Origin of the sequence: Serratia sp. MYb239, assembly GCF_002966855.1 — a bacterium.
GTDB classification, from domain to species: Bacteria; Pseudomonadota; Gammaproteobacteria; order Enterobacterales; family Enterobacteriaceae; genus Serratia_B; species Serratia_B rhizosphaerae.
On the sequence record NZ_CP023268.1, the window covers coordinates 3480827 to 3498712 of the forward strand.

General features: G+C 60.6%; 18 protein-coding genes. 2 read left to right on the top strand and 16 right to left on the bottom strand.

Features of this window, described 5'->3' with window-relative positions:
- Nucleotides 1-38: 38 nt before the first annotated feature.
- From CLM71_RS16755 to prmB, 4 genes are all read right to left on the bottom strand, one after another.
- On the bottom strand, nucleotides 39-839 hold the full coding sequence (locus CLM71_RS16755) for a sulfite exporter TauE/SafE family protein (RefSeq protein WP_105231990.1): 801 nt from the start codon (nucleotides 837-839) through the stop codon (nucleotides 39-41).
- Between the two features lie 3 nt (nucleotides 840-842).
- A complete protein-coding gene (gene mepA / locus CLM71_RS16760) occupies nucleotides 843-1670 on the bottom strand; it encodes a penicillin-insensitive murein endopeptidase (protein WP_105233459.1) in 828 nt (275 codons plus the stop codon).
- A 104-nt stretch (nucleotides 1671-1774) separates the two neighbouring features.
- Nucleotides 1775-2860 carry a chorismate synthase gene (aroC, locus tag CLM71_RS16765; RefSeq protein WP_105231991.1) on the bottom strand — a complete coding sequence of 362 codons (1086 nt, stop codon included), beginning with the start codon at nucleotides 2858-2860 and terminating at the stop codon, nucleotides 1775-1777.
- Between the two features lie 62 nt (nucleotides 2861-2922).
- Nucleotides 2923-3855, bottom strand: a complete 933-nt coding sequence (prmB, locus tag CLM71_RS16770; RefSeq protein WP_105233461.1) for a 50S ribosomal protein L3 N(5)-glutamine methyltransferase — start codon at nucleotides 3853-3855, stop codon at nucleotides 2923-2925.
- A 266-nt stretch (nucleotides 3856-4121) separates the two neighbouring features.
- On the opposite strand from prmB, the gene smrB reads away from it, so the two are divergent.
- A complete protein-coding gene (smrB, locus tag CLM71_RS16775) occupies nucleotides 4122-4652 on the top strand; it encodes an endonuclease SmrB (RefSeq protein WP_105231992.1) in 531 nt (176 codons plus the stop codon).
- Between the two features lie 63 nt (nucleotides 4653-4715).
- Here the strand turns inward: smrB and sixA are convergent, their stop codons facing one another.
- From sixA to CLM71_RS16795, 4 genes are all read right to left on the bottom strand, one after another.
- Complete coding sequence (gene sixA / locus CLM71_RS16780; protein ID WP_105231993.1) at nucleotides 4716-5198, bottom strand: phosphohistidine phosphatase SixA; 483 nt, start codon at nucleotides 5196-5198, stop codon at nucleotides 4716-4718.
- 451 nt (nucleotides 5199-5649) lie between these two features.
- Nucleotides 5650-7812, bottom strand: a complete 2163-nt coding sequence (gene fadJ / locus CLM71_RS16785) for a fatty acid oxidation complex subunit alpha FadJ (RefSeq protein ID WP_105231994.1) — start codon at nucleotides 7810-7812, stop codon at nucleotides 5650-5652.
- Nucleotides 7812-9122 carry an acetyl-CoA C-acyltransferase FadI gene (gene fadI / locus CLM71_RS16790; RefSeq protein ID WP_105231995.1) on the bottom strand — a complete coding sequence of 437 codons (1311 nt, stop codon included), beginning with the start codon at nucleotides 9120-9122 and terminating at the stop codon, nucleotides 7812-7814. Before fadI ends, fadJ begins: the two co-directional genes overlap by 1 nt.
- A gap of 203 nt (nucleotides 9123-9325) precedes the next feature.
- Nucleotides 9326-9622, bottom strand: coding sequence for a YfcZ/YiiS family protein (locus CLM71_RS16795; protein ID WP_105231996.1), 297 nt, complete (start codon nucleotides 9620-9622; stop codon nucleotides 9326-9328).
- A 386-nt stretch (nucleotides 9623-10008) separates the two neighbouring features.
- On the opposite strand from CLM71_RS16795, the gene fadL reads away from it, so the two are divergent.
- Nucleotides 10009-11280 carry a long-chain fatty acid transporter FadL gene (fadL, locus tag CLM71_RS16800; protein ID WP_105231997.1) on the top strand — a complete coding sequence of 424 codons (1272 nt, stop codon included), beginning with the start codon at nucleotides 10009-10011 and terminating at the stop codon, nucleotides 11278-11280.
- Between the two features lie 75 nt (nucleotides 11281-11355).
- On the opposite strand, the gene mlaA is transcribed toward fadL, so the two are convergent.
- From mlaA to CLM71_RS16840, 8 genes are read right to left on the bottom strand one after another with little or no spacing between them, the layout of a single operon-like run.
- Nucleotides 11356-12117, bottom strand: a complete 762-nt coding sequence (gene mlaA / locus CLM71_RS16805) for a phospholipid-binding lipoprotein MlaA (RefSeq protein WP_015673230.1) — start codon at nucleotides 12115-12117, stop codon at nucleotides 11356-11358.
- Nucleotides 12118-12154: 37 nt separating this feature from the next.
- Entirely contained in the window at nucleotides 12155-13366 is a 1212-nt protein-coding gene (ccmI, locus tag CLM71_RS16810) for a c-type cytochrome biogenesis protein CcmI (protein ID WP_105231998.1), read from the bottom strand.
- Nucleotides 13366-13830: a cytochrome c-type biogenesis protein gene (locus tag CLM71_RS16815; protein ID WP_105231999.1), complete on the bottom strand. Its 465-nt coding sequence runs from the start codon at nucleotides 13828-13830 to the stop codon at nucleotides 13366-13368. The genes ccmI and CLM71_RS16815 overlap by 1 nt, the downstream gene beginning before the upstream one ends.
- Complete coding sequence (locus CLM71_RS16820) at nucleotides 13827-14378, bottom strand: DsbE family thiol:disulfide interchange protein (RefSeq protein ID WP_105232000.1); 552 nt, start codon at nucleotides 14376-14378, stop codon at nucleotides 13827-13829. Before CLM71_RS16820 ends, CLM71_RS16815 begins: the two co-directional genes overlap by 4 nt.
- Complete coding sequence (locus tag CLM71_RS16825) at nucleotides 14375-16345, bottom strand: heme lyase CcmF/NrfE family subunit (RefSeq protein ID WP_105232001.1); 1971 nt, start codon at nucleotides 16343-16345, stop codon at nucleotides 14375-14377. Before CLM71_RS16825 ends, CLM71_RS16820 begins: the two co-directional genes overlap by 4 nt.
- On the bottom strand, nucleotides 16342-16833 hold the full coding sequence (ccmE, locus tag CLM71_RS16830) for a cytochrome c maturation protein CcmE (protein WP_105232002.1): 492 nt from the start codon (nucleotides 16831-16833) through the stop codon (nucleotides 16342-16344). Before ccmE ends, CLM71_RS16825 begins: the two co-directional genes overlap by 4 nt.
- Nucleotides 16830-17078, bottom strand: a complete 249-nt coding sequence (ccmD, locus tag CLM71_RS16835) for a heme exporter protein CcmD (RefSeq protein ID WP_105232003.1) — start codon at nucleotides 17076-17078, stop codon at nucleotides 16830-16832. Before ccmD ends, ccmE begins: the two co-directional genes overlap by 4 nt.
- A complete protein-coding gene (locus CLM71_RS16840; RefSeq protein WP_105232004.1) occupies nucleotides 17075-17812 on the bottom strand; it encodes a heme ABC transporter permease in 738 nt (245 codons plus the stop codon). Before CLM71_RS16840 ends, ccmD begins: the two co-directional genes overlap by 4 nt.
- Nucleotides 17813-17886 lie beyond the last annotated feature (74 nt).

A 17886-nucleotide genomic window follows, 5' to 3' on the forward strand; every position in this document is an offset into this window, starting at 1 on the left:
GGGCGGCTATTATTTCACGTTGCCGCCCGATTGACCCGTTAAAAATGCATGGCCAGCCACTGCTGAATTTCAGCGCCGTGACTGTCGTACAGCAGCTTCAGGCTCATCACCAGTGAAACCACCACGATCATCGGGCGAATCAGCTTCTGCCCGCGCGTCATTACCATATGCGCGCCCATCCGCGCACCCAGCACCTGCCCGACCAGCATCAGCAGGCCGATGCCCCATACCACCTTGCCGCCGATGATAAAGAAGATCAGGCTGCCGAAGTTGGAGGTGAAGTTCAGCACCTTGGCGTGCGCGGTGGATTTCGCCAGGTTGAAGCCGCACAGCGTCACATAGGCCAGCGCGTAGAAGGAGCCGGCGCCGGGGCCGAAAAAGCCGTCGTAAAAACCGACGCAGCCGCCGGCCACCAGACCGAACGGCAGCGCGCTCAGACGCCGCTGTCGATCGCTCTCCCCCAGACGCGGCGTCAGCAGGAAATAGAGCCCGATGCCAATCACCAGCAGCGGCAACATCTGCCGCAGCAGATCGGCGCGCATATGCTGCACCAGAATCGCGCCGGCGATCGAGCCGATCAGCGTCAGCAGGATCGTCAGCTTCTGTTCGCCAAGATTGACCGCCTTACGGCGGATAAAGTACAGGCTGGCGGACAGCGAACCGCCCACCGACTGCAGCTTGTTGGTCGCCAGCGCCTGCGCCGGCGGCACCCCTGCCGCCAGCAGCACCGGCACCGTCAGCAATCCGCCACCGCCGGCGATGGAATCAATAAAACCTGCCAGTAACGCCACGGCAAACAACACCCCGAGCATTTCGGGGCTGACCATCAACCAGTCCATGAATTATTCCGCAGAAAAATGGTTATCCAACAACGCCTGACAGGAAGGCGGCAACGGCGGCACAACCCGCTTGCCCGGTTTCGAGCTTGGCTGGTGTGGTTCAAACCAACTGGCCAGCTCGAAACCGCAGCCGTCGCCCGGCGGCGGCGGATCCTGATCCTTGCACTCCAGACTGTCCGGCGGACAGCTCAACCGCACGTGCATATGGGCGCGGTGGCCAAACCACGGCCGCACCTTATGCAGCCAGGCGCGATCGCTGCCGGCATCGTCGCACAGCCGCTGTTTAATCGCCGGGTTAACGAAGATGCGCGCCACTTTGTCGTCCTGCGCCGCCAGTTTGATCAGCGAACCAATCTGCGGCTGCCACTGATTATTACGCACCCGCATGCCGTCGCCGCTCACCAGATCTATCGGCTGCGGCTTCAGCAGCTGTCGCTCGCTCCAGCGCTGATGCGGCAGCTGCAGCCAGATATCGACGTCCAGACCGGACTGGTGGCTGGCATGGCCGCTGCTGAAACGCCCGCCGGCCGGCATCGCCATATCGCCGATCAGCACCGTGCCCAGCCCCTGCTGCCCGGTCTCACGGGTCAGACGCTGAATAAACGCCAGCAGTTCCGGATGACCGAAATAGCGGCGCTGATCCTGGCGCATCACCTGATAGTCCGCCGCATTGAGCGGCAGCGGCCGGGCGCCGATCACACAGCCGTTAGAAAAGCCGCCAATCGCCTGCGCCGACCCCGCTACCGGATGATCAATTTTTTGCCACGGCGTCAACGCCAGCGCGGACGTTGACGCCAGCAGCGCCATCAGACCCAACAACCCATTTTTCATCGTGATATCCATTGATTTCGCCATGCGGGCGGACACAATGCCGCACCGCCGGAAAAACAGGCATCGTGACGATGCCCAGACATGAGAACAATGATACGGCGCGGTTACCAGCGCGGCACGTCGGAGAGCACGTCGCCGTTCTGCCCGCGCTGGCGCAGCAGATGGTCCATCAGCACGATTGCCATCATCGCTTCGGCGATCGGCACCGCGCGGATGCCAACGCACGGATCGTGGCGACCGCGGGTTACCATATCCACCGCTTCGCCCTGGCGGTTGATGGTGCGCCCCGGCACCATAATGCTGGAGGTCGGCTTCAGCGCCAGATGGGCAATCACCGGCTGGCCGCTGCTGATGCCGCCGAGAATGCCGCCGGCGTGGTTGCTCTGGAAGCCTTCCGGGGTAATTTCATCGCGGTTTTCGCTGCCGCGCTTGGTGACCACGGCAAAACCGTCGCCGATCTCCACGCCTTTCACCGCATTGATGCTCATCAGCGCATGCGCCAGATCGGCATCCAGGCGGTCAAACACCGGCTCGCCGAGGCCGACCGGCACGTTCTCCGCCACCACGCTGACTTTGGCGCCAATGGAGTCGCCCTCTTTTTTCAGCGCGCGCATCAGTTCATCCAGCGCTTCCAGCTTGTCGACATCCGGGCAGAAGAACGGGTTCTGCTCAACCTGCTCCCAGTCTTTCAGCTCGCAGCTGACGTCGCCGATCTGCGCCAGGTAGCCGCGCACCTTCACGCCGAATTTCTGTTCAAGGTACTTTTTGGCAATCGCGCCGGCCGCCACGCGCATCGCGGTTTCCCGCGCCGATGAGCGGCCGCCGCCGCGGTAGTCGCGCACGCCGTATTTCTGTTCGTAGGTGTAGTCGGCATGGCCCGGACGGAACACGTCTTTGATCGCGCCGTAGTCTTGTGAGCGCTGATCGGTGTTTTCGATCATCAGGCCGATGCTGGTGCCGGTGGTCACGCCTTCAAACACGCCGGAAAGAATGCGCACCCGGTCGGGTTCACGGCGCTGCGTGGTATAGCGCGAGGTGCCCGGACGACGGCGGTCCAGGTCATGTTGCAAATCTTCTTCCGTCAGCGCGATGCCCGGCGGCACCCCGTCAACGATACATCCCAGCGCCACCCCGTGAGATTCGCCAAAGGTGGTGACGCGGAATAACTGCCCAATACTGTTCCCTGCCATCACGGCTCCTTACCGTTACATTTTTTGTTATCGGGCCTGCCGCAGCAGGCCAGGGAAAATTATCAGCTGCGATACATGCTGAAATGCGCCTTGCAGTCCACCAGTTGCTGTTTGGTCAGCATAAATACGCCGTCGCCGCCGTTGGCAAACTCCAACCAGGTGAACGGAATATCCGGGTACTGCTCCATCAGGTGTACCATGCTGTTGCCGACTTCACAAATCAGCACGCCGTCATCGCTGAGGAAGTCCGGCGCGCAGGCCAGAATGCGGCGCACCAGTTTCAGGCCGTCGCTGCCCGCCGCCAGGCCCAGTTCCGGCTCAAAGCGGAACTCTTCCGGCAGATCGGACATATCTTCAGCATCGACATACGGCGGGTTGGTGACGATCAGATCGTACTGGATCGCGGGAACGTCGCGGAACAGATCGGAACGGATCGGGATCACCTGATGTTCAACGCCCAGCGCCTGAATATTGCGCTCGGTAACCGCCAGCACGTCGCTGGAGATATCCACCGCGTCCACTTCCGCTTCCGGGAAGGCGTAACCGCAGGCGATGGCGATGCAGCCGCTGCCGGTGCACATATCCAGAATATGGCGCGGCGGCTGCGGGATCAGGCCGCTGAACCGCTCGTTGATCAGCTCGCCAATCGGCGAACGCGGCACCAGCACGCGCTCATCGACGTAAAATTCCAGGCCGCAGAACCAGGCCTTGTTGGTCAGATACGCCACCGGCACGCGCTCGTTGATACGGCGGATGACCCGCTCGACGATGCGATGGCGCTCGCTGGAGGTCAGACGCGCGCTGCGCATCTCTTCCGGAATATCCAGCGGCAGATACAAACTCGGCAGAACCAGCTGCACCGCTTCGTCCCACGGATTATCGGTTCCGTGACCATAGTAGATATTGGCGGCGCTGAAGCGGCTGACGGTCCAGCGCAGCATATCCTGAATGGTGTGCAGTTCGTTCACTGCTTCGTCGACGAAAATTTTGTCCAAAGTGCCCTCCGGCAGGCGGCTGTGATTCATGAGATAGCCGCATAGTTTGCCACGAAGCCCGCGACAAATCAGCAGCTATATACGCCCCTGCCGCAAGTTGCCGACGCACCGGTAAACGGCGGCCGACAGGCGGGATGAGCGGTCATCACGTTAAGGTTAGCCGCTTCTCATTCACCTGGCTTAACCTGAAGGCAACAGTTTTGCGTCGTCAGATCGCACGCGACACGATAAACTAACGGTAAAATAGTCGTCAGTGAATGAGAACCATGAAGAACAAACCGCCGCTGAGCCAGGATGAACTGCAGCTCTTCAGAGACTCGGTGACGGGCGCCAAGAAGCTGCGTCAGGACACCATTGTCCATCGCCCGCCCAAACCCAAAATCAAGCAGACGCCGCCGCAGCGCCTGCTGCAGGAACAGGTCGACGCCAGTTTCTATTTTTCCGATGAGTTCCAGCCGCAGCTGGACGAAGACGGCCCGACCCGCTATGTACGCCCCGGCGCCAGCCAGTTTGAACTGAAAAAGCTGCGCCGCGGCGACTATGTGCCGGATCTGTTTCTCGATCTGCACGGGCTGACGCAGCTGCAGGCCAAGCAGGAGCTGGGGGCGCTGATCGCCGCCTGTAAACGTGAGCACGTCTACTGCGCCTGCGTGATGCACGGGCACGGCAAACATATTCTCAAGCAACAGACGCCGCTGTGGCTGGCGCAGCACCCGGACGTGCTGGCGTTCCATCAGGCGCCGAAAGAATGGGGCGGCAACGCCGCCATATTGCTGCTGGTCGAGCTGGCCGACTAGGCCGCAGAAATGACAAAGGGCGATGTTTATCATCGCCCTTTGCAATTAACGCACATTACGCCGTCAGGCTTTCACCATCAGCTGAGACGGGCCGACCTGCCACTCCAGCTTGCCCGCATGGCCGTCCTGCGCCAGTTCGACGTTGGCAATTGCCGAGGTGGCGAACATCGGCGGGCACTCGCCCGGGCACAGTTCCGCCACCAGATAGCCGACCAGCGGCAGGTGGGAAACGATCAGCACCGACTTCACCCCCTGCTGGGCCAGGACCTGCAGATAGCTGCCGACCAGCGCGGCGTCGCCGCCCGGGGTCAGCGCTGGCATCACTTCCGCGCCTTCCGGCAGCGTCAGCGCAGCGCGCACCGTGTCCAGCGTCTGCTCGGCGCGCAGATAAGGACTGACCAGCACGCGTTCAATATCCACAGACTTGGTGTTCAACCAGGCCGCCATCTGACGTGACTCATCACGACCGCAGAGGGTAAGAGGTCTTACCGCATCGCTGGCCGCGTCGAGCGCCGCCTCTCCGTGACGCATAATCAAAACTTGCATAGTGCACCGCTGTTGTTGACAAAATAACTGCGTAATTGCAGCAGCCGCTTCAATGACTCCGGCTCATTACCCGCCACGCTGAACGTGCCGTAGCGCCGGGCCCCTGATTAACGCAAAAGCACATCGTGCTTCCAAACGATAACGCGCCGTCACTCTATGGCGGCCGGGCATTTTGCCTGAAAGTTCACGTAAAGAAAACGCCGTTTTTTCGCCGTCGGCGCGACTTTACGCGAAGCCATCGTTCACTTTACAACCAATTCAACAGGTTAAATTTCACGCGCAATGCGCGAGATTTCATACCGGCGGCTCACCCTTCGCCGCCGACAGCCTACGTTACCTCGCCCCCATCTCCCTGTACAGCGTCCGGGATTGCAGGTGTCGCAAGGAGTGATAGCGATCACATCACGCCTCTGTTGTTACTGTAGTGCAAATCGGGCCGCCATGCTGCCCGCTAGCGGGGATAGAAACGCTCGCCCTGTTGTGCCATGCGCTGCAGACGTTCGCACGGCGCAAAATGCTCGCCGTGCTGCTGCTGCAGATATTGCAGGGTTTTCACCACCGTCTCCGCACCAAGCTCATCCATATAGCGGAATGGTCCGCCGAGGAACGGCGGGAAGCCAATGCCGAACACCGCGCCGATATCGCCGTCGCGGGCGCTGCGAATCACGCCTTCTTCCAGACAACGCGCCGCTTCGTTCAGCATCATCATCACGCAGCGCTGGGCGATCTCCGCCGGCGGCAGATGCGCCTTCGGCGTGACGCCGAGCAGCGTATAAACCGAAGCGTCAGCACGTTTTCGGCGCTGGCGCTGCTGGCCTTCGCTGGGATACAGATAGAAGCCCTTGCCGTTCTTGCGCCCTTTGCGGCCATCTTTCAGCACCGCATCAAACGCCGCCGGCGCGGCGAAGCGCGACCCCAGTTCTTCCACCAGAATAGGAATAATTTTGGTGCCGACGTCGATACCGACCTCGTCCAACAGTGTAATCGGCCCCACCGGGAAGCCGAAATCCACCAGCGCCTTATCCAGCGCCTCGATCGGCTCGCCGGCCAGCAGACAGCGCGCCGCCTCATTAATATAGGGCGCCAGGATGCGGTTAACGTAAAAACCGGCGCGGTCGGCCACCACTATCGCCGTTTTCCCCTGCTTATGCGCCAACGCTACGGTAGTGGCGATGGTTGCGGCGCTGGTTGCGGCATGCGGTATCACCTCCACCAGCGGCATTTTGTCCACCGGGCTGAAATAGTGCAGCCCGATCACCTGCTCCGGCCGCTGCGCCTTGGCGGCGATCTGGCTAATCGGCAGCGAAGAGGTGTTAGAGGCAAAGACGGTATGCGACGCGGCGTGCTGCTCTATCTCCGCCACCATCTGCTGCTTCAGCGCCAGATCTTCGAACACCGCCTCCACCACGATGTCCACCTGCTCGAAACCGCAGTAATCGGTGGTGCCGGAAATCAGCATCATCTGCTTTTGCCGCTCCGCCGGACGCATACGCTTACGGCGCACCCGCTTGCCCAGCACGTCCCAGCTGTATTTCAGCGCGTGATTAATGCCCTGGGTGCTGATGTCCTTAATACGTACCGGCAAACCGCCGCGCGTAGCCGTCACACAGGCAATGCCGCCGCCCATCAGGCCGCCGCCCAGAATACCAACCCGTTCAAGCGCGTGCGGCTGCGCATCGGCGCCACGCTCCTTTTTCAGCGCGGTGGAAGCAAAAAACAGGCTGCGCAGCGCCGCTGACTGCGGCGTCATCGCCAGCTCGCCAAAAGCGCGCGCCTCGGCCTCATAACCGCTGGCGCTGCCCTGGTCCAAACCGGTACGCACCACCTGGATAATCCGCTCCGCCGCCGGATAATTGCCGTGCGTCTTCTCCAGCGTTTTCTTGCGCACGATGGCGAACAGCGCACTGCGCCCGAGCGGGCCGTTGAGCAACCGCTCCTGCCACGGCAGCTCGCGCCGCGCCGACCAGCCCTGCCTGGCGCGCGCGACCGCCGTCTCAAGCAAAATGGCGTGCGGCACCGCATCGTCCACCAGCCCCATGCGCAGCGCCTGACGAGCGCGGATCTGTTTGCCGGTCAGCATCATATCCAGCGCTTTGCCGGCGCCAATCAGACGCGGCAGCCGCTGCGTGCCGCCGGATCCCGGCAACAGCCCCAGCTGCACTTCCGGCAGGCCGAGCGCGGTTTTATCGTCCAGGGAACATACCCGGCTGTGGCAAGCCAGCGCCAGCTCAAGCCCGCCGCCCAGACAGGCACCGTGGATCGCCGCCACCACCGGCACCGGAAAAGCCGCCAGCTGCGCCAGCGTGCTCTGCCCTTTCTTCGCCAGCGACTGCGCCTCTTTGGCGCTGTTGCAGGCGGCGATCATGGTGATATCGGCGCCGGCGATAAAGGAATCGGGCTTACCGGAGATAATGACCAGGCCTTCCAGCGTGGTCTGCTGCTGCGCCTGGATCAGCACATCATTAATCTGTTCAACAAACTCCGCCTTCAGCGTATTAACCTTTTCCCCCGGCACGTCGATGGTAATCACGCCGATGTTGTCCGGCCGCAGGGTCAGACGAAACGCCGTCTGTGGAGCCCGTTGCTCATGCAGTGCATTGGTCGCTGCGCTCATTATTCCACCTCCACAACCATCGCCGCGCCCAGACCGCCGGCGGCGCAGGCGGTCGCCAGCCCCAGACCGCCGCCGCGACGTTTCAGCTCATGCAGCGTCTGGGTAATCATGCGCGCGCCGGTGGCGGCAAACGGGTGCCCGTAGGCAATAGAGCCGCCCAGCACGTTAAACTTATCCATGTCGACCTCCCCGATCGCCGCGTCGCGCCCCAGCTTCTCGCGGGCGAACGCCGCGCTGGCGAACATTTTCAGGTTGGCCAGCGTCTGCGCGGCGAAGGCTTCATGCATATCAATCAACGTTAAATCGGCCAGCGTAATGCCCGCCCGATCCAGCGCCAGCGGCGTGGCGTACGACGGCCCCAGCAGCATATCCTGCCAGACGTCGATGGCGGCAAAGGCGAAGCTGCGCAGATAGCCGAGCGGCTGCAGCCCCAGCTCTCTGGCGCGGGATTCGCTCATCATCAGCACCGCCGCCGCACCGTCGGTGAGCGGCGTACTGTTGGCCGCGGTCACGCTGCCGTGTTTACGATCGAAAGCCGGCTTTAATTTGGCGTAGGAGGCCAGGCTGGAGTCTTTGCGGACATTGTTGTCTTCGGTCAGTTCCGCCTTATACGGCGGCACATAGGCCGTCATTACTTCATCGTGCAGCCAGCCCTGCTCCCAGGCATTGGCCGCCAACTGGTGAGAACGGTGTGCCAGCGCGTCCTGATCTTCACGGCTGATGCCGTGCGTCTTCGCCATTTGTTCGGCGGTGTCGCCCATCCGCAGGCCGGTGGAGTATTCCGCTACCGCCGGCGGCACCGGCAGCAGGTCGCGGAACTTCAACCGGCTGAACAGCTTCAGGCGCTGCGACAGCGTGCGCGCCTTGTTGACGTCCACCAGCGTGCGCGCCAGCGCTTTGCTGACGCCGATCGGCAGTACGGAGGAGGAATCAGCGCCGCCGGCAATGCCGACGCTGATGCTGCCGGCGATAATGCTTTCCGCCACGTTGGAGATCGCCTGGAAACTGGTGGCGCAGGCGCGGGAGACGCTGTAGGCGTCGGTATGTACGCTCATGCCTGTGCCGAGCACGATCTCGCGCGCGATATTCGGCGCCTCCGGCATCTGCACCACCTGGCCAAACACCAGTTGTTCAATCAGCGTCGCGTCGATGCCGCTGCGCGCCACCAACTCACTGACCGCCATTTTACCGAGATCCACCGCCGGCACGCCGTGATAGGCGGTCGCCTGTTTGGCGAACGGGGTGCGTAATCCATTAACTATTGCAATTCTGTCTCCCTGACGGGTGACCAGCGGCAGTGCCTTACTCATAAATGCTCCTGAAGAAAGTAACGTCAGCGCAATCCGCAAAACAGGTCTGACCTGATGAGGTCATTGTTAACCAGATGTTTACATTTGGCAAACCGTCAGAGGTGAAATCTGCGAGCAGGAGCAACTTTCAAACGGGGGATAAACCGGCAAGGGGAAAATTAAAGAGGCTGCGCGGCGGGCGCCGCGCAGAATACCGTGATGCGTTAACGCAGGCCCAGCTGAAAAATCAGCGTTTCCGCCTGGCAGGCAAAGGTGAAATCAGCGTTCAGCTGCACGCCGCCGTCTACCGGCTGCAGGCTGCTGCTGATGGCGCAGGGATCGGACTCCACCGAACGCGCTTTTTCCGTCAGCGCCGTCAGCGTTTGCTGCGCGTCTTGCTCGTCGGTAAAAATCTGGCTGTAGGACGCGGTGCAGTCGGTATTGTCCATCACGGTGCCGACATCCACACAGCAGCATGCTGCCGTTTCCTGTGCGCTGCATTTATTAATTGCATCTGACATAGTTAATTCTCCTCACGACGCCTGGGCGTATGACCCGGCGCAAAGACCCAAGATTCTGTAAGCCATTTTACGCCTCGCCGTATGAGATCACTAGCACTTACTCTCTGTAGGTGTTTTAAGTGATGGAAATCACAAATAAAAATATTAATTTGATAAATAAACATAGGAATTTTGTTATTTACCACTGGCGTTTTGTTAAGCAGATCTCTTTTTTGATATCAACTTGGAAATATTTCAAAAACAAAGTTGCAACATCTTAACAGGTCAGACCTATAATTCAGCCACTGGTCTGATTTGTCTGATGGATAACGGACCCTACAATCCCGCGCTCCTTGTTACCACGTGTAACATAGTTTAAATAATAAACACATAATGAGGTTTTGGTCATGAGCCAGAAAAACCTATTCAAGAAAACAGCTCTTGCAGCTGCAGTGGCGATTATTTCTTCAAACGTGTATGCCGCAGGATTCCAGTTGAATGAGTACTCTTCTTCTGGTTTAGGCCGTTCTTTTTCTGGTGAAGGCGCCGTCGCCGACAATGCCACCTCAGCCAGCCGCAACCCGGCGACCATGATGATGTTTGACCGCCCAACCTTCTCCGCCGGCGCCATCTTTGTCGACCCGGGCGTTGATATCTCCGGCACCTCGCGCTCCGGCAACAGCCTGGATGCGAAAAACATCGCGCCGGCACAGTGGATCCCGAACCTTCATTATATCCACCCGCTGAACGACCAGTGGGCCGTCGGCGGCTCGGTCACCAGCAACTACGGCCTGGCGACCGAATTTAACGACGGCTATACCGCCGGCCCGTACGCCGGTAAAACCGATCTGACCACCGTTAACCTCAACCTGAGCGCCGCGTACCGCCTGAACCAGCACTTCAGCTTCGGCCTGGGCTTTGATGCGCTGTACGCCAAGGCCAAGCTCGAACGCTACGCCGGCGAAAGCGGCGCCGCGGTTGGCATGCCTGCCGATACCCAGATTTCGCACCTGAAGGGCGACGAATGGGGCTACGGCTGGAACGCCGGCATCCTGTATGAAGTGGATGAAAACAACCGCTACGGCCTGACCTACCGTTCGGAAATCAAAGTCGACTTCGACGGTGATTACAAGAGCAGCATCCCATCAAGCTTTAACGCGATACAGAGCGATTTGCCATGGGGCACCGACGGCAACACCATTCCTGGCTCTCTGTCGCTGCACCTGCCTGAAATGTGGGAAATTTCCGGTTATAACCGGGTGGCGCCAAAGTGGGCCGTTCACTACAGCCTGGCGTACACCAGCTGGAGCCAGTTCCAAGAGCTGCGCGCCACCGGCAGCAACGGCCAGACGCTGTTCGAGAAGCATGAAGGCTTCAAAGACGCTTACCGCATCGCGCTGGGTACCACCTATTACTACGACGATAACTGGACCTTCCGTACCGGTATCGCCTTCGATGACAGTCCGGTACCGGCCCAGAACCGCTCCATTTCCATCCCGGATCAGGACCGCTTCTGGATCAGCGCCGGCACCACCTACGCGTTCAACCAGAACGCCTCGGTGGACGTGGGCGTCTCCTATATGCACGGTCAGCACGTTACCGTCAAGGAAGGCGACTACACCTTCGAGTCCGAAGGTAAAGCCTGGCTGTACGGCGCTAACTTCAACTACACGTTCTAAGCTGCGCCCGACAGTATCAACGATAAAAAAACCCGCCGGATGGCGGGTTTTTCTTTATGCGCTTTCTGTGCCGGCCTATTCCGCCGAATCGATATCGTCCAGATCGCCCTGAATCGCCTTGGCGTTCGGGTTCTCTTCCGGCTTCAGCACGCCGCCGTTGGCGATAAAGTCGTGGCGCTGGAAGTACGCCTCGCGCACCATCAGATACGGATCGGAAGAGTTGCGCAGCAGGCCATCGGAATCCAGCAGCTGAGCGCGGGTCTCAATGCCTTCCACCACCCACTTGCCGGCCGACATCCAGAAGGTCAGATAGCTCAGCACCGGATAGAGCGAATCGGCCCAGTCGCCGCCCTCGTCACGCAGGGTGAAGCTGCCATAGCCCGGCAGCATCACATACGGGCCGTAACCGACGCCATAGTGCCCCATCGTGCTGCCGAAACGGTTAGGCTCTTCGCGCGCCAGTTTCGGGTTAGCCATGCCGGCCACGTCGATCAGGCCGCCCATGCCGAGAATGGTGTTCAGGAAGAAGCGGTTGAAGTGGATCATCCCGCGATACGGGTCGCCCTTCAGGAAGGCGTTGACCATGCTGGCCGGCTCTTCAAGGTTAGAAGTAAAGTTACTCAGGCCGTTACGCGCCGGCTGCGGCACATAATCACGCCACGCTACCGCCACCGGCCGCAGCACATACGGATCCAACACGTTGTAGTTAAAATCGAACATCGTCCGGTTGAATCCTTCCAAAGGATCGGATCGCCCTTGGGGTTCGTTCTCAGGGGTGCTGGCGCACCCGACGAGCAACACCGTTGCGAAAGCCAGCCCAGTCAGGCGAAAGTTCATATTTTTCTCCATAAAAAACAGTACGCTCAGTCTTTTATTAAGGGACCTGTTTGTCTATCTGAACGCTAACTTGCCCGTTACCGCTGAACGTCTGCAGCGCACTCTCACCGAACCAGTCGCCGGCCTGCGGCGTTGCCAGACCGTCATGAGAAACCCGTACGCGCACCTTCACCTGATGCAGCGACGACAGCAAACGCTCCGGCATCATGGCGTTGCTGTCATCCAGCGAGAACGACAGCGGGAAACGGCTCAGAGGTAATTGTTTTACAGCAACCGGCACCGGGCTTTTGCCATCGGTCACCGAAATTATCAGCGTCCCTTGTTGGGGTAATGCGTTGGCTGCCTCTGGAGACAACGTGACATTGACACCAAGTTTAACAGTTTCGTCGCCGGCCTGTACTTTTGCTTGTTCAATACTGCGCTTTAGCACTTCCGCACGGCGATCGTCAGCCGGTAATAATTTTAGCATCACCTGCCAGGCGCCGATGGCCTGCCGGTAGTCGCCCTGTTCAAAAGCGTTAAACGCCAACAGGCTGAGAATACGCAGGTTGCTGTGATCTTCAGCGATCATTTTACGCAGCATCAGCGACGCCTGCTTGTTATCTTCCGGATCGTTGGAACGCGTCAACACCTCGGCGTACCCCAGACGGACTTCCAGATTATTCGGATCCAGCTGATAGGCATGGGCAAACGCCTGCGTGGCGGTGGTGGCGTTATTCAGCGCCATACCGACCCGCCCCAGCATCATCCAGTCGTTGATATTACGGCCGTCCTGCTGCAGCGCGGTGCGCAGCCCCAGCCCCAGACGGGCGATCTCTTCCATGCTGAGCGGCTGCGCATGCTCGTTGGCGACCCGGGCGCGCAGCGCCGGCATCTGATCCTGCACCTGCCGCCAGGCCGCCACCTGCGCCATACCGCCGGTTTTCAGATAAAAGCCAACCGCCACCACGATCAGCAGCAGCACGCCCGGCAACAGCGCCCAGCGGTTGATCGGTTTACTCTGCGCCGTCGCCTGGCCGGGAATATCGTCCAGCAGGTTCTGTTGCAGCTCTTTCACCAGTTCGGGACGCTCGGCGACCACGCCCTGTTGTTCATCCTGTTCCAGCTCACTCAGACGCTCCTGGTACAGCACCTTGTTCAGCGTGTCGCGGCTGGTGGCGCTGTCCGCCCGATTCTGCCGCATAGCCGGCACCAGCAACAGCGCGGCGGCGCCCAGCAGCAACACAATAATCATCAGCCAAAAAGCCATTAGCGTTTCTTCCTGTCAGTCTCTTCCAGCAGCGCCGCCAGACGCTGTTGCTCCTGTGCGGAGAAGTCGTCGTTATCCGCCGGAGTGCGGCGGCGGCTGCGCATAATCACCACCGCGCCGCCAATCAGCACAAACAGCAGCGGGCCGACCCACAGGATCAGCGTCGCCGGCGTCACCGGCGGTTCATAGGTGACGAAGTTGCCGTAGCGGGCCACCATATAATCGATGACCTGCTGCTTGTTCTGCCCCTGCATCATCAGCTCATAGACTTTGGCGCGCATATCGGCGGCGATGATGGCGTTGGAATCGGCGATGCTGTTGTTCTGGCATTTCGGGCAGCGCAGCTGTTCGGTCAGCTCGCGATACTGCTGCTCCTGCTCCACCGAATCAAAATGGTAAGTATCAATGGCCGCAGCGGCGCTAAAGCTCAGCAATGCGGCCAATATCACGGCGGCGAACCTCATGCTGCGCCTCCGTACTTGCGGTACAGCGGCAGCACTTCCTGCTGCCAGACCCGTTCATTCATATCGCCGGCGTGGCGGTAGCGAATAATGCCCTGCCCGTCGATCAGAAAGGTTTCCGGCGCGCCGTATACGCCAAGGTCCAGCCCCAGCATACCGTCGCCGTCAAACAGGCTGAGCGCGTAAGGGTTGCCCAGGCTGTTAAGCCAGTTGACCGCCTTGGCGCGGTCGTCCTTGTAGTTCAGCCCCACCACGCGCACGCCGCGGCTCGCCAGCTGATTCAGATACTGGTGTTCGGCGCGGCAGGTCGGGCACCAGGTGGCCCAGACGTTCAGCAATATCGGTTTACCGTCGCGCAGCACCGCCTGATCGTAGGTTTTACCCGGCCGATCGAGCGACTCCAGTTTAAAGGTCGGCACCGGTTTACCGATCAATGCCGATTCCAGCATGGTCGGATCCTCCCCGCCGGCGTTGCGCGTCAGCTGCACCATAAAGGCGGCCACCAGCAACAAGAACAGGATTAAGGGAATAAATAACAGTTTACGGTTCATACCTGCGCCTCCCGCTTGCCCTGACGCGCCAGTTTTTTCTTCATGCGATAACGCGGATCGAGGATACACAGCAGCCCGCCCAGCGCCATAAATACGCCGCCGAACCAGATCCAGCGGACGAACGGTTTGTAATACAGCCGCACCGCCCAGGAGCCGTCGTCCAGCTCCTCGCCCAATGCCGCGTACAGATCGCGCGTCAGGCCGCCGTCGATCGCGGCTTCCGTCATCATGCTGCGCGCCACGCTGTAGTAGCGTTTTTCCGCATGCAGCGTCGCTTCCGCCTTACCGTTGCGCGTCACGTCGATAATGCCGACGCCGCCGGTGTAGTTCGGTCCGCGGATATCGTGCACGTCGCGGAATACAAAGTGATAGTCATGAATATCCACGCTGTCGCCGGCCTTCATCCGCACGTCACGCTCCACGCTGTAGTTCTGGCTGAAGGCGATACCGATCACCGTTACCGCCACGCCCAGGTGGCCCAGCACCATGCCCCAGTGGCTGCGCGACAAATGGCGCAGGCCGCGCCAGAAGCCGTGACGGTGCGTGGCGCGCTCGTGCAGCTCCATCAGCGTCAGCATAATGACCCAGACCGCCATCAGCAGCCCGACCACCGTCATGCCGGCAATGCTGTCCTGCAGCAGCCACGGCAGCAGAATCGACAGCAGCAGAGTCACCACCAGCGCAACGCCCAGGCGACGCCACAGCTTGCTCGGCTCGTCACGGCGCCAGCGCACCAGCGGGCCGATGCCCAACAGCAGCGCCATCGGCGCCATCAGCCAGGTGAACATGGTGTTGAAGAAAGGCTCGCCGATCGAGATACTGCCCAGCCCGAGTTGCTTATGCACCAGCGGCAGCAACGTACCCAGCAGCACCACCAGCATCGCGGCCATCAGCAATACGTTGTTGCCCAGCAGGAAGGTCTCGCGGGAAAAGGTTTCGTGCTGCACCCGGCTGCGCACCTGGCCGCCTTTAAAAGCGTACAGCAGCAGCGAACCGCCGATCACAATCACCAGATAGGCGAGAATAAACATGCCGCGCGCCGGATCGGAGGCAAAAGAGTGCACCGACACCAGCACGCCGGAACGTACCAGGAAGGTGCCGAGCAGACACAGCGAGAACGCGGTGATCGCCAGCAGCACCGTCCACGCCTTGAAGGTGCCGCGTTTTTCCGTCACCGCCAGCGAGTGCATCAGCGCGGTGCCCGCCAGCCACGGCATGAAGGAGGCATTCTCCACCGGATCCCAGAACCACCAGCCGCCCCAGCCCAACTCGTAGTAGGCCCAGGCGGAGCCCAGTACGATGCCGAGGGTCAGAAACACCCAGGCGGCGGTAGTCCACGGCCGCGACCAGCGCGCCCAGGCGGTGTCGAGCCGCCCGGCCATCAGCGAGGCAATGGCGAAGGCAAACGCCACCGAAAAGCCGACGTAGCCCATATACAGCAGCGGCGGATGGAAAATCAGCCCGACGTCCTGCAGCAACGGGTTCAGATCGCGGCCGTCGATCGGGAAGTTCGGCAAGGTGCGGGTGAACGGGTTGGAAGTCATAATGATAAACAGCAGGAAACCGGCGGTAATCATCCCCATCACCGACAGCACCCGCGCCACCGCATCCTGCGGCATGGAGCGGCTGAACAGCGCCACCGCCAGCGACCAGCAGCTCAGCAGCAGCACCCAGAGCAGCAGCGAGCCTTCATGCGCCCCCCAGGTGGCGGCGATGCGGTAATAGACCGGCAGCTGCGTGTTGGAGTTAGCGGCAACATAGGCGACGGTAAAATCGTTAACGATAAAGGCGTGCACCAGGCAGATAAACGCCAGCGCAATGGCGGCGAACATGCCATAGGTCAGCGGACGCGCCACCGCCATCATGCGGCGGTCCTGACGCGCGGCTCCCCACTGCGGGTAAATGCTCAGCAGCAGCGATACCGCCAGCGCCAGACACAACAGAAAACTTCCCAGCTCCGGTATCATGACTGGCTGTCCTCCTGCGGCGCGCGATAGGCCGACGCCGGCCCTTTATGGTTCTCTTTCATCGCATCGGCCACTTCCGGCGGGGTATATTTCTCATCGTGCTTGGCCAGCACTTCTTTGGCGTTCACCACGTTGCCTTCCCCCAGCACGCCCTGCGCCACCACGCCCTGCCCTTCGCGGAACAGATCCGGCAGGATGCCTTCATAGGTCACGGCGATCGCGCCGCGCGCGTCATACACCTTAAAGCTGACCTTCAGCGTTTCCGGATCGCGCTTCACCGAGCCCGGCATCACCATGCCGCCGATGCGCAGGCGCTGCCCGACCTCCGGTTTTTCGTGATTTTCCCCTTTGCCCTGCAGGATTTCACCCGGGGTATAAAACAGATCGATGTTGGAACGCAGCGCATACAGCACCAACGAAGCGGTAAGCGCGATGCCGACCAGCACCACAATGGCCAGATAGAGGCGACTTTTACGACGTGGATTCACAATGATTTCTCCCGCGCAGCGGCGGACTGCGGCGCAGCCGATGTTTTAGCATGTTGTGATTGGCGGATACGGCGTTCGCGCGCCTGACGGCGGCGCACATCGGCCAGCAGCTGCCGGCGTTGCCACAGGGTATGGCACACCAGACCCAGCAACGGAATCAGCGTGGCGGCCACCGCCAGCCACACATAAAAGGCGTAACCGCCCATGGCGAAGAACGCCGTCCAGGAGGAAAATGCGGCATTCATGACTGACGCTCCTTGTTAACCAGGGCCGCCACCCACGGGCGATGACGCTCCTGCGCCAGAATCAGGTTGCGCAGGCGCATCAGCGTCAGGGTAATAAAGAACAGCAAATAGCCGAGGATCGCCCAGCGCAGCGGCGTACGCATGCTTGGCGCAATGCTCTGCTGCATATTGGTCGACCCCTGATGCAGCGTGTTCCACCATTCGACCGAGAAATGAATAATCGGGATATTGACCACGCCGACCAGCACCAGAATACCGGCGGCGCGGCCGGCCAGCCGGCGGTCTTCAAAAGCGTTGTACAGCGCGATGATGCCCATATACAGGAACAGCAGCACCAGTTCGGAGGTCAGGCGCGCGTCCCAGACCCACCAGGCGCCCCACATCGGCTTGCCCCAGGCGGAGCCGGTCACCAGCGCGATAAAGGTAAATACCGCCCCCACCGGCGCCATCGCCGCGACGACGGTATCGGACATTTTCATCTGCCATACCAGGCCGATAAAAGCGGCCACCGCCATGGAGGCGTAAATGCCCATCGACCACATCGCCGCCGGCACGTGGATATACATAATGCGGAAACTATCGCCCTGTTGATAATCCTTGGGCGCGAAGCCAAAGCCCCATATCCAGCCGAGCAGCAGGCAGACGGCGCCCGCCGCGCCAAGCCAGGGTACTAAGCGCCCACAAACCTGGTAGAGCCTCTCGGGCCTGGCGAATTGATGTAACCATTTCCACATTGTTGTCATTGCTCACGGTAAATGAAAACGTCCGCCGCCCTGCGCTGCGGGGCGGCAAATGATGTATGCCGGGG

What these genes read in the sequence shown, in the direction of transcription:
- CLM71_RS16755 (WP_105231990.1), bottom strand. Translation starts at nt 839, where the DNA reads ATGGACTGGTTGATGGTCAGCCCCGAAATGCTCGGGGTGTTGTTTGCC.
- mepA (WP_105233459.1), bottom strand. Translation starts at nt 1,670, where the DNA reads ATGAAAAATGGGTTGTTGGGTCTGATGGCGCTGCTGGCGTCAACGTCC.
- aroC (WP_105231991.1), bottom strand. Translation starts at nt 2,860, where the DNA reads ATGGCAGGGAACAGTATTGGGCAGTTATTCCGCGTCACCACCTTTGGC.
- smrB (WP_105231992.1), top strand. Translation starts at nt 4,122, where the DNA reads ATGAAGAACAAACCGCCGCTGAGCCAGGATGAACTGCAGCTCTTCAGA.
- sixA (WP_105231993.1), bottom strand. Translation starts at nt 5,198, where the DNA reads ATGCAAGTTTTGATTATGCGTCACGGAGAGGCGGCGCTCGACGCGGCC.
- fadJ (WP_105231994.1), bottom strand. Translation starts at nt 7,812, where the DNA reads ATGAGCGCAGCGACCAATGCACTGCATGAGCAACGGGCTCCACAGACG.
- fadI (WP_105231995.1), bottom strand. Translation starts at nt 9,122, where the DNA reads ATGAGTAAGGCACTGCCGCTGGTCACCCGTCAGGGAGACAGAATTGCA.
- CLM71_RS16795 (WP_105231996.1), bottom strand. Translation starts at nt 9,622, where the DNA reads ATGTCAGATGCAATTAATAAATGCAGCGCACAGGAAACGGCAGCATGC.
- fadL (WP_105231997.1), top strand. Translation starts at nt 10,009, where the DNA reads ATGAGCCAGAAAAACCTATTCAAGAAAACAGCTCTTGCAGCTGCAGTG.
- mlaA (WP_015673230.1), bottom strand. Translation starts at nt 12,117, where the DNA reads ATGAACTTTCGCCTGACTGGGCTGGCTTTCGCAACGGTGTTGCTCGTC.
- ccmI (WP_105231998.1), bottom strand. Translation starts at nt 13,366, where the DNA reads ATGGCTTTTTGGCTGATGATTATTGTGTTGCTGCTGGGCGCCGCCGCG.
- CLM71_RS16815 (WP_105231999.1), bottom strand. Translation starts at nt 13,830, where the DNA reads ATGAGGTTCGCCGCCGTGATATTGGCCGCATTGCTGAGCTTTAGCGCC.
- CLM71_RS16820 (WP_105232000.1), bottom strand. Translation starts at nt 14,378, where the DNA reads ATGAACCGTAAACTGTTATTTATTCCCTTAATCCTGTTCTTGTTGCTG.
- CLM71_RS16825 (WP_105232001.1), bottom strand. Translation starts at nt 16,345, where the DNA reads ATGATACCGGAGCTGGGAAGTTTTCTGTTGTGTCTGGCGCTGGCGGTA.
- ccmD (WP_105232003.1), bottom strand. Translation starts at nt 17,078, where the DNA reads ATGAATGCCGCATTTTCCTCCTGGACGGCGTTCTTCGCCATGGGCGGT.
- CLM71_RS16840 (WP_105232004.1), bottom strand. Translation starts at nt 17,812, where the DNA reads ATGTGGAAATGGTTACATCAATTCGCCAGGCCCGAGAGGCTCTACCAG.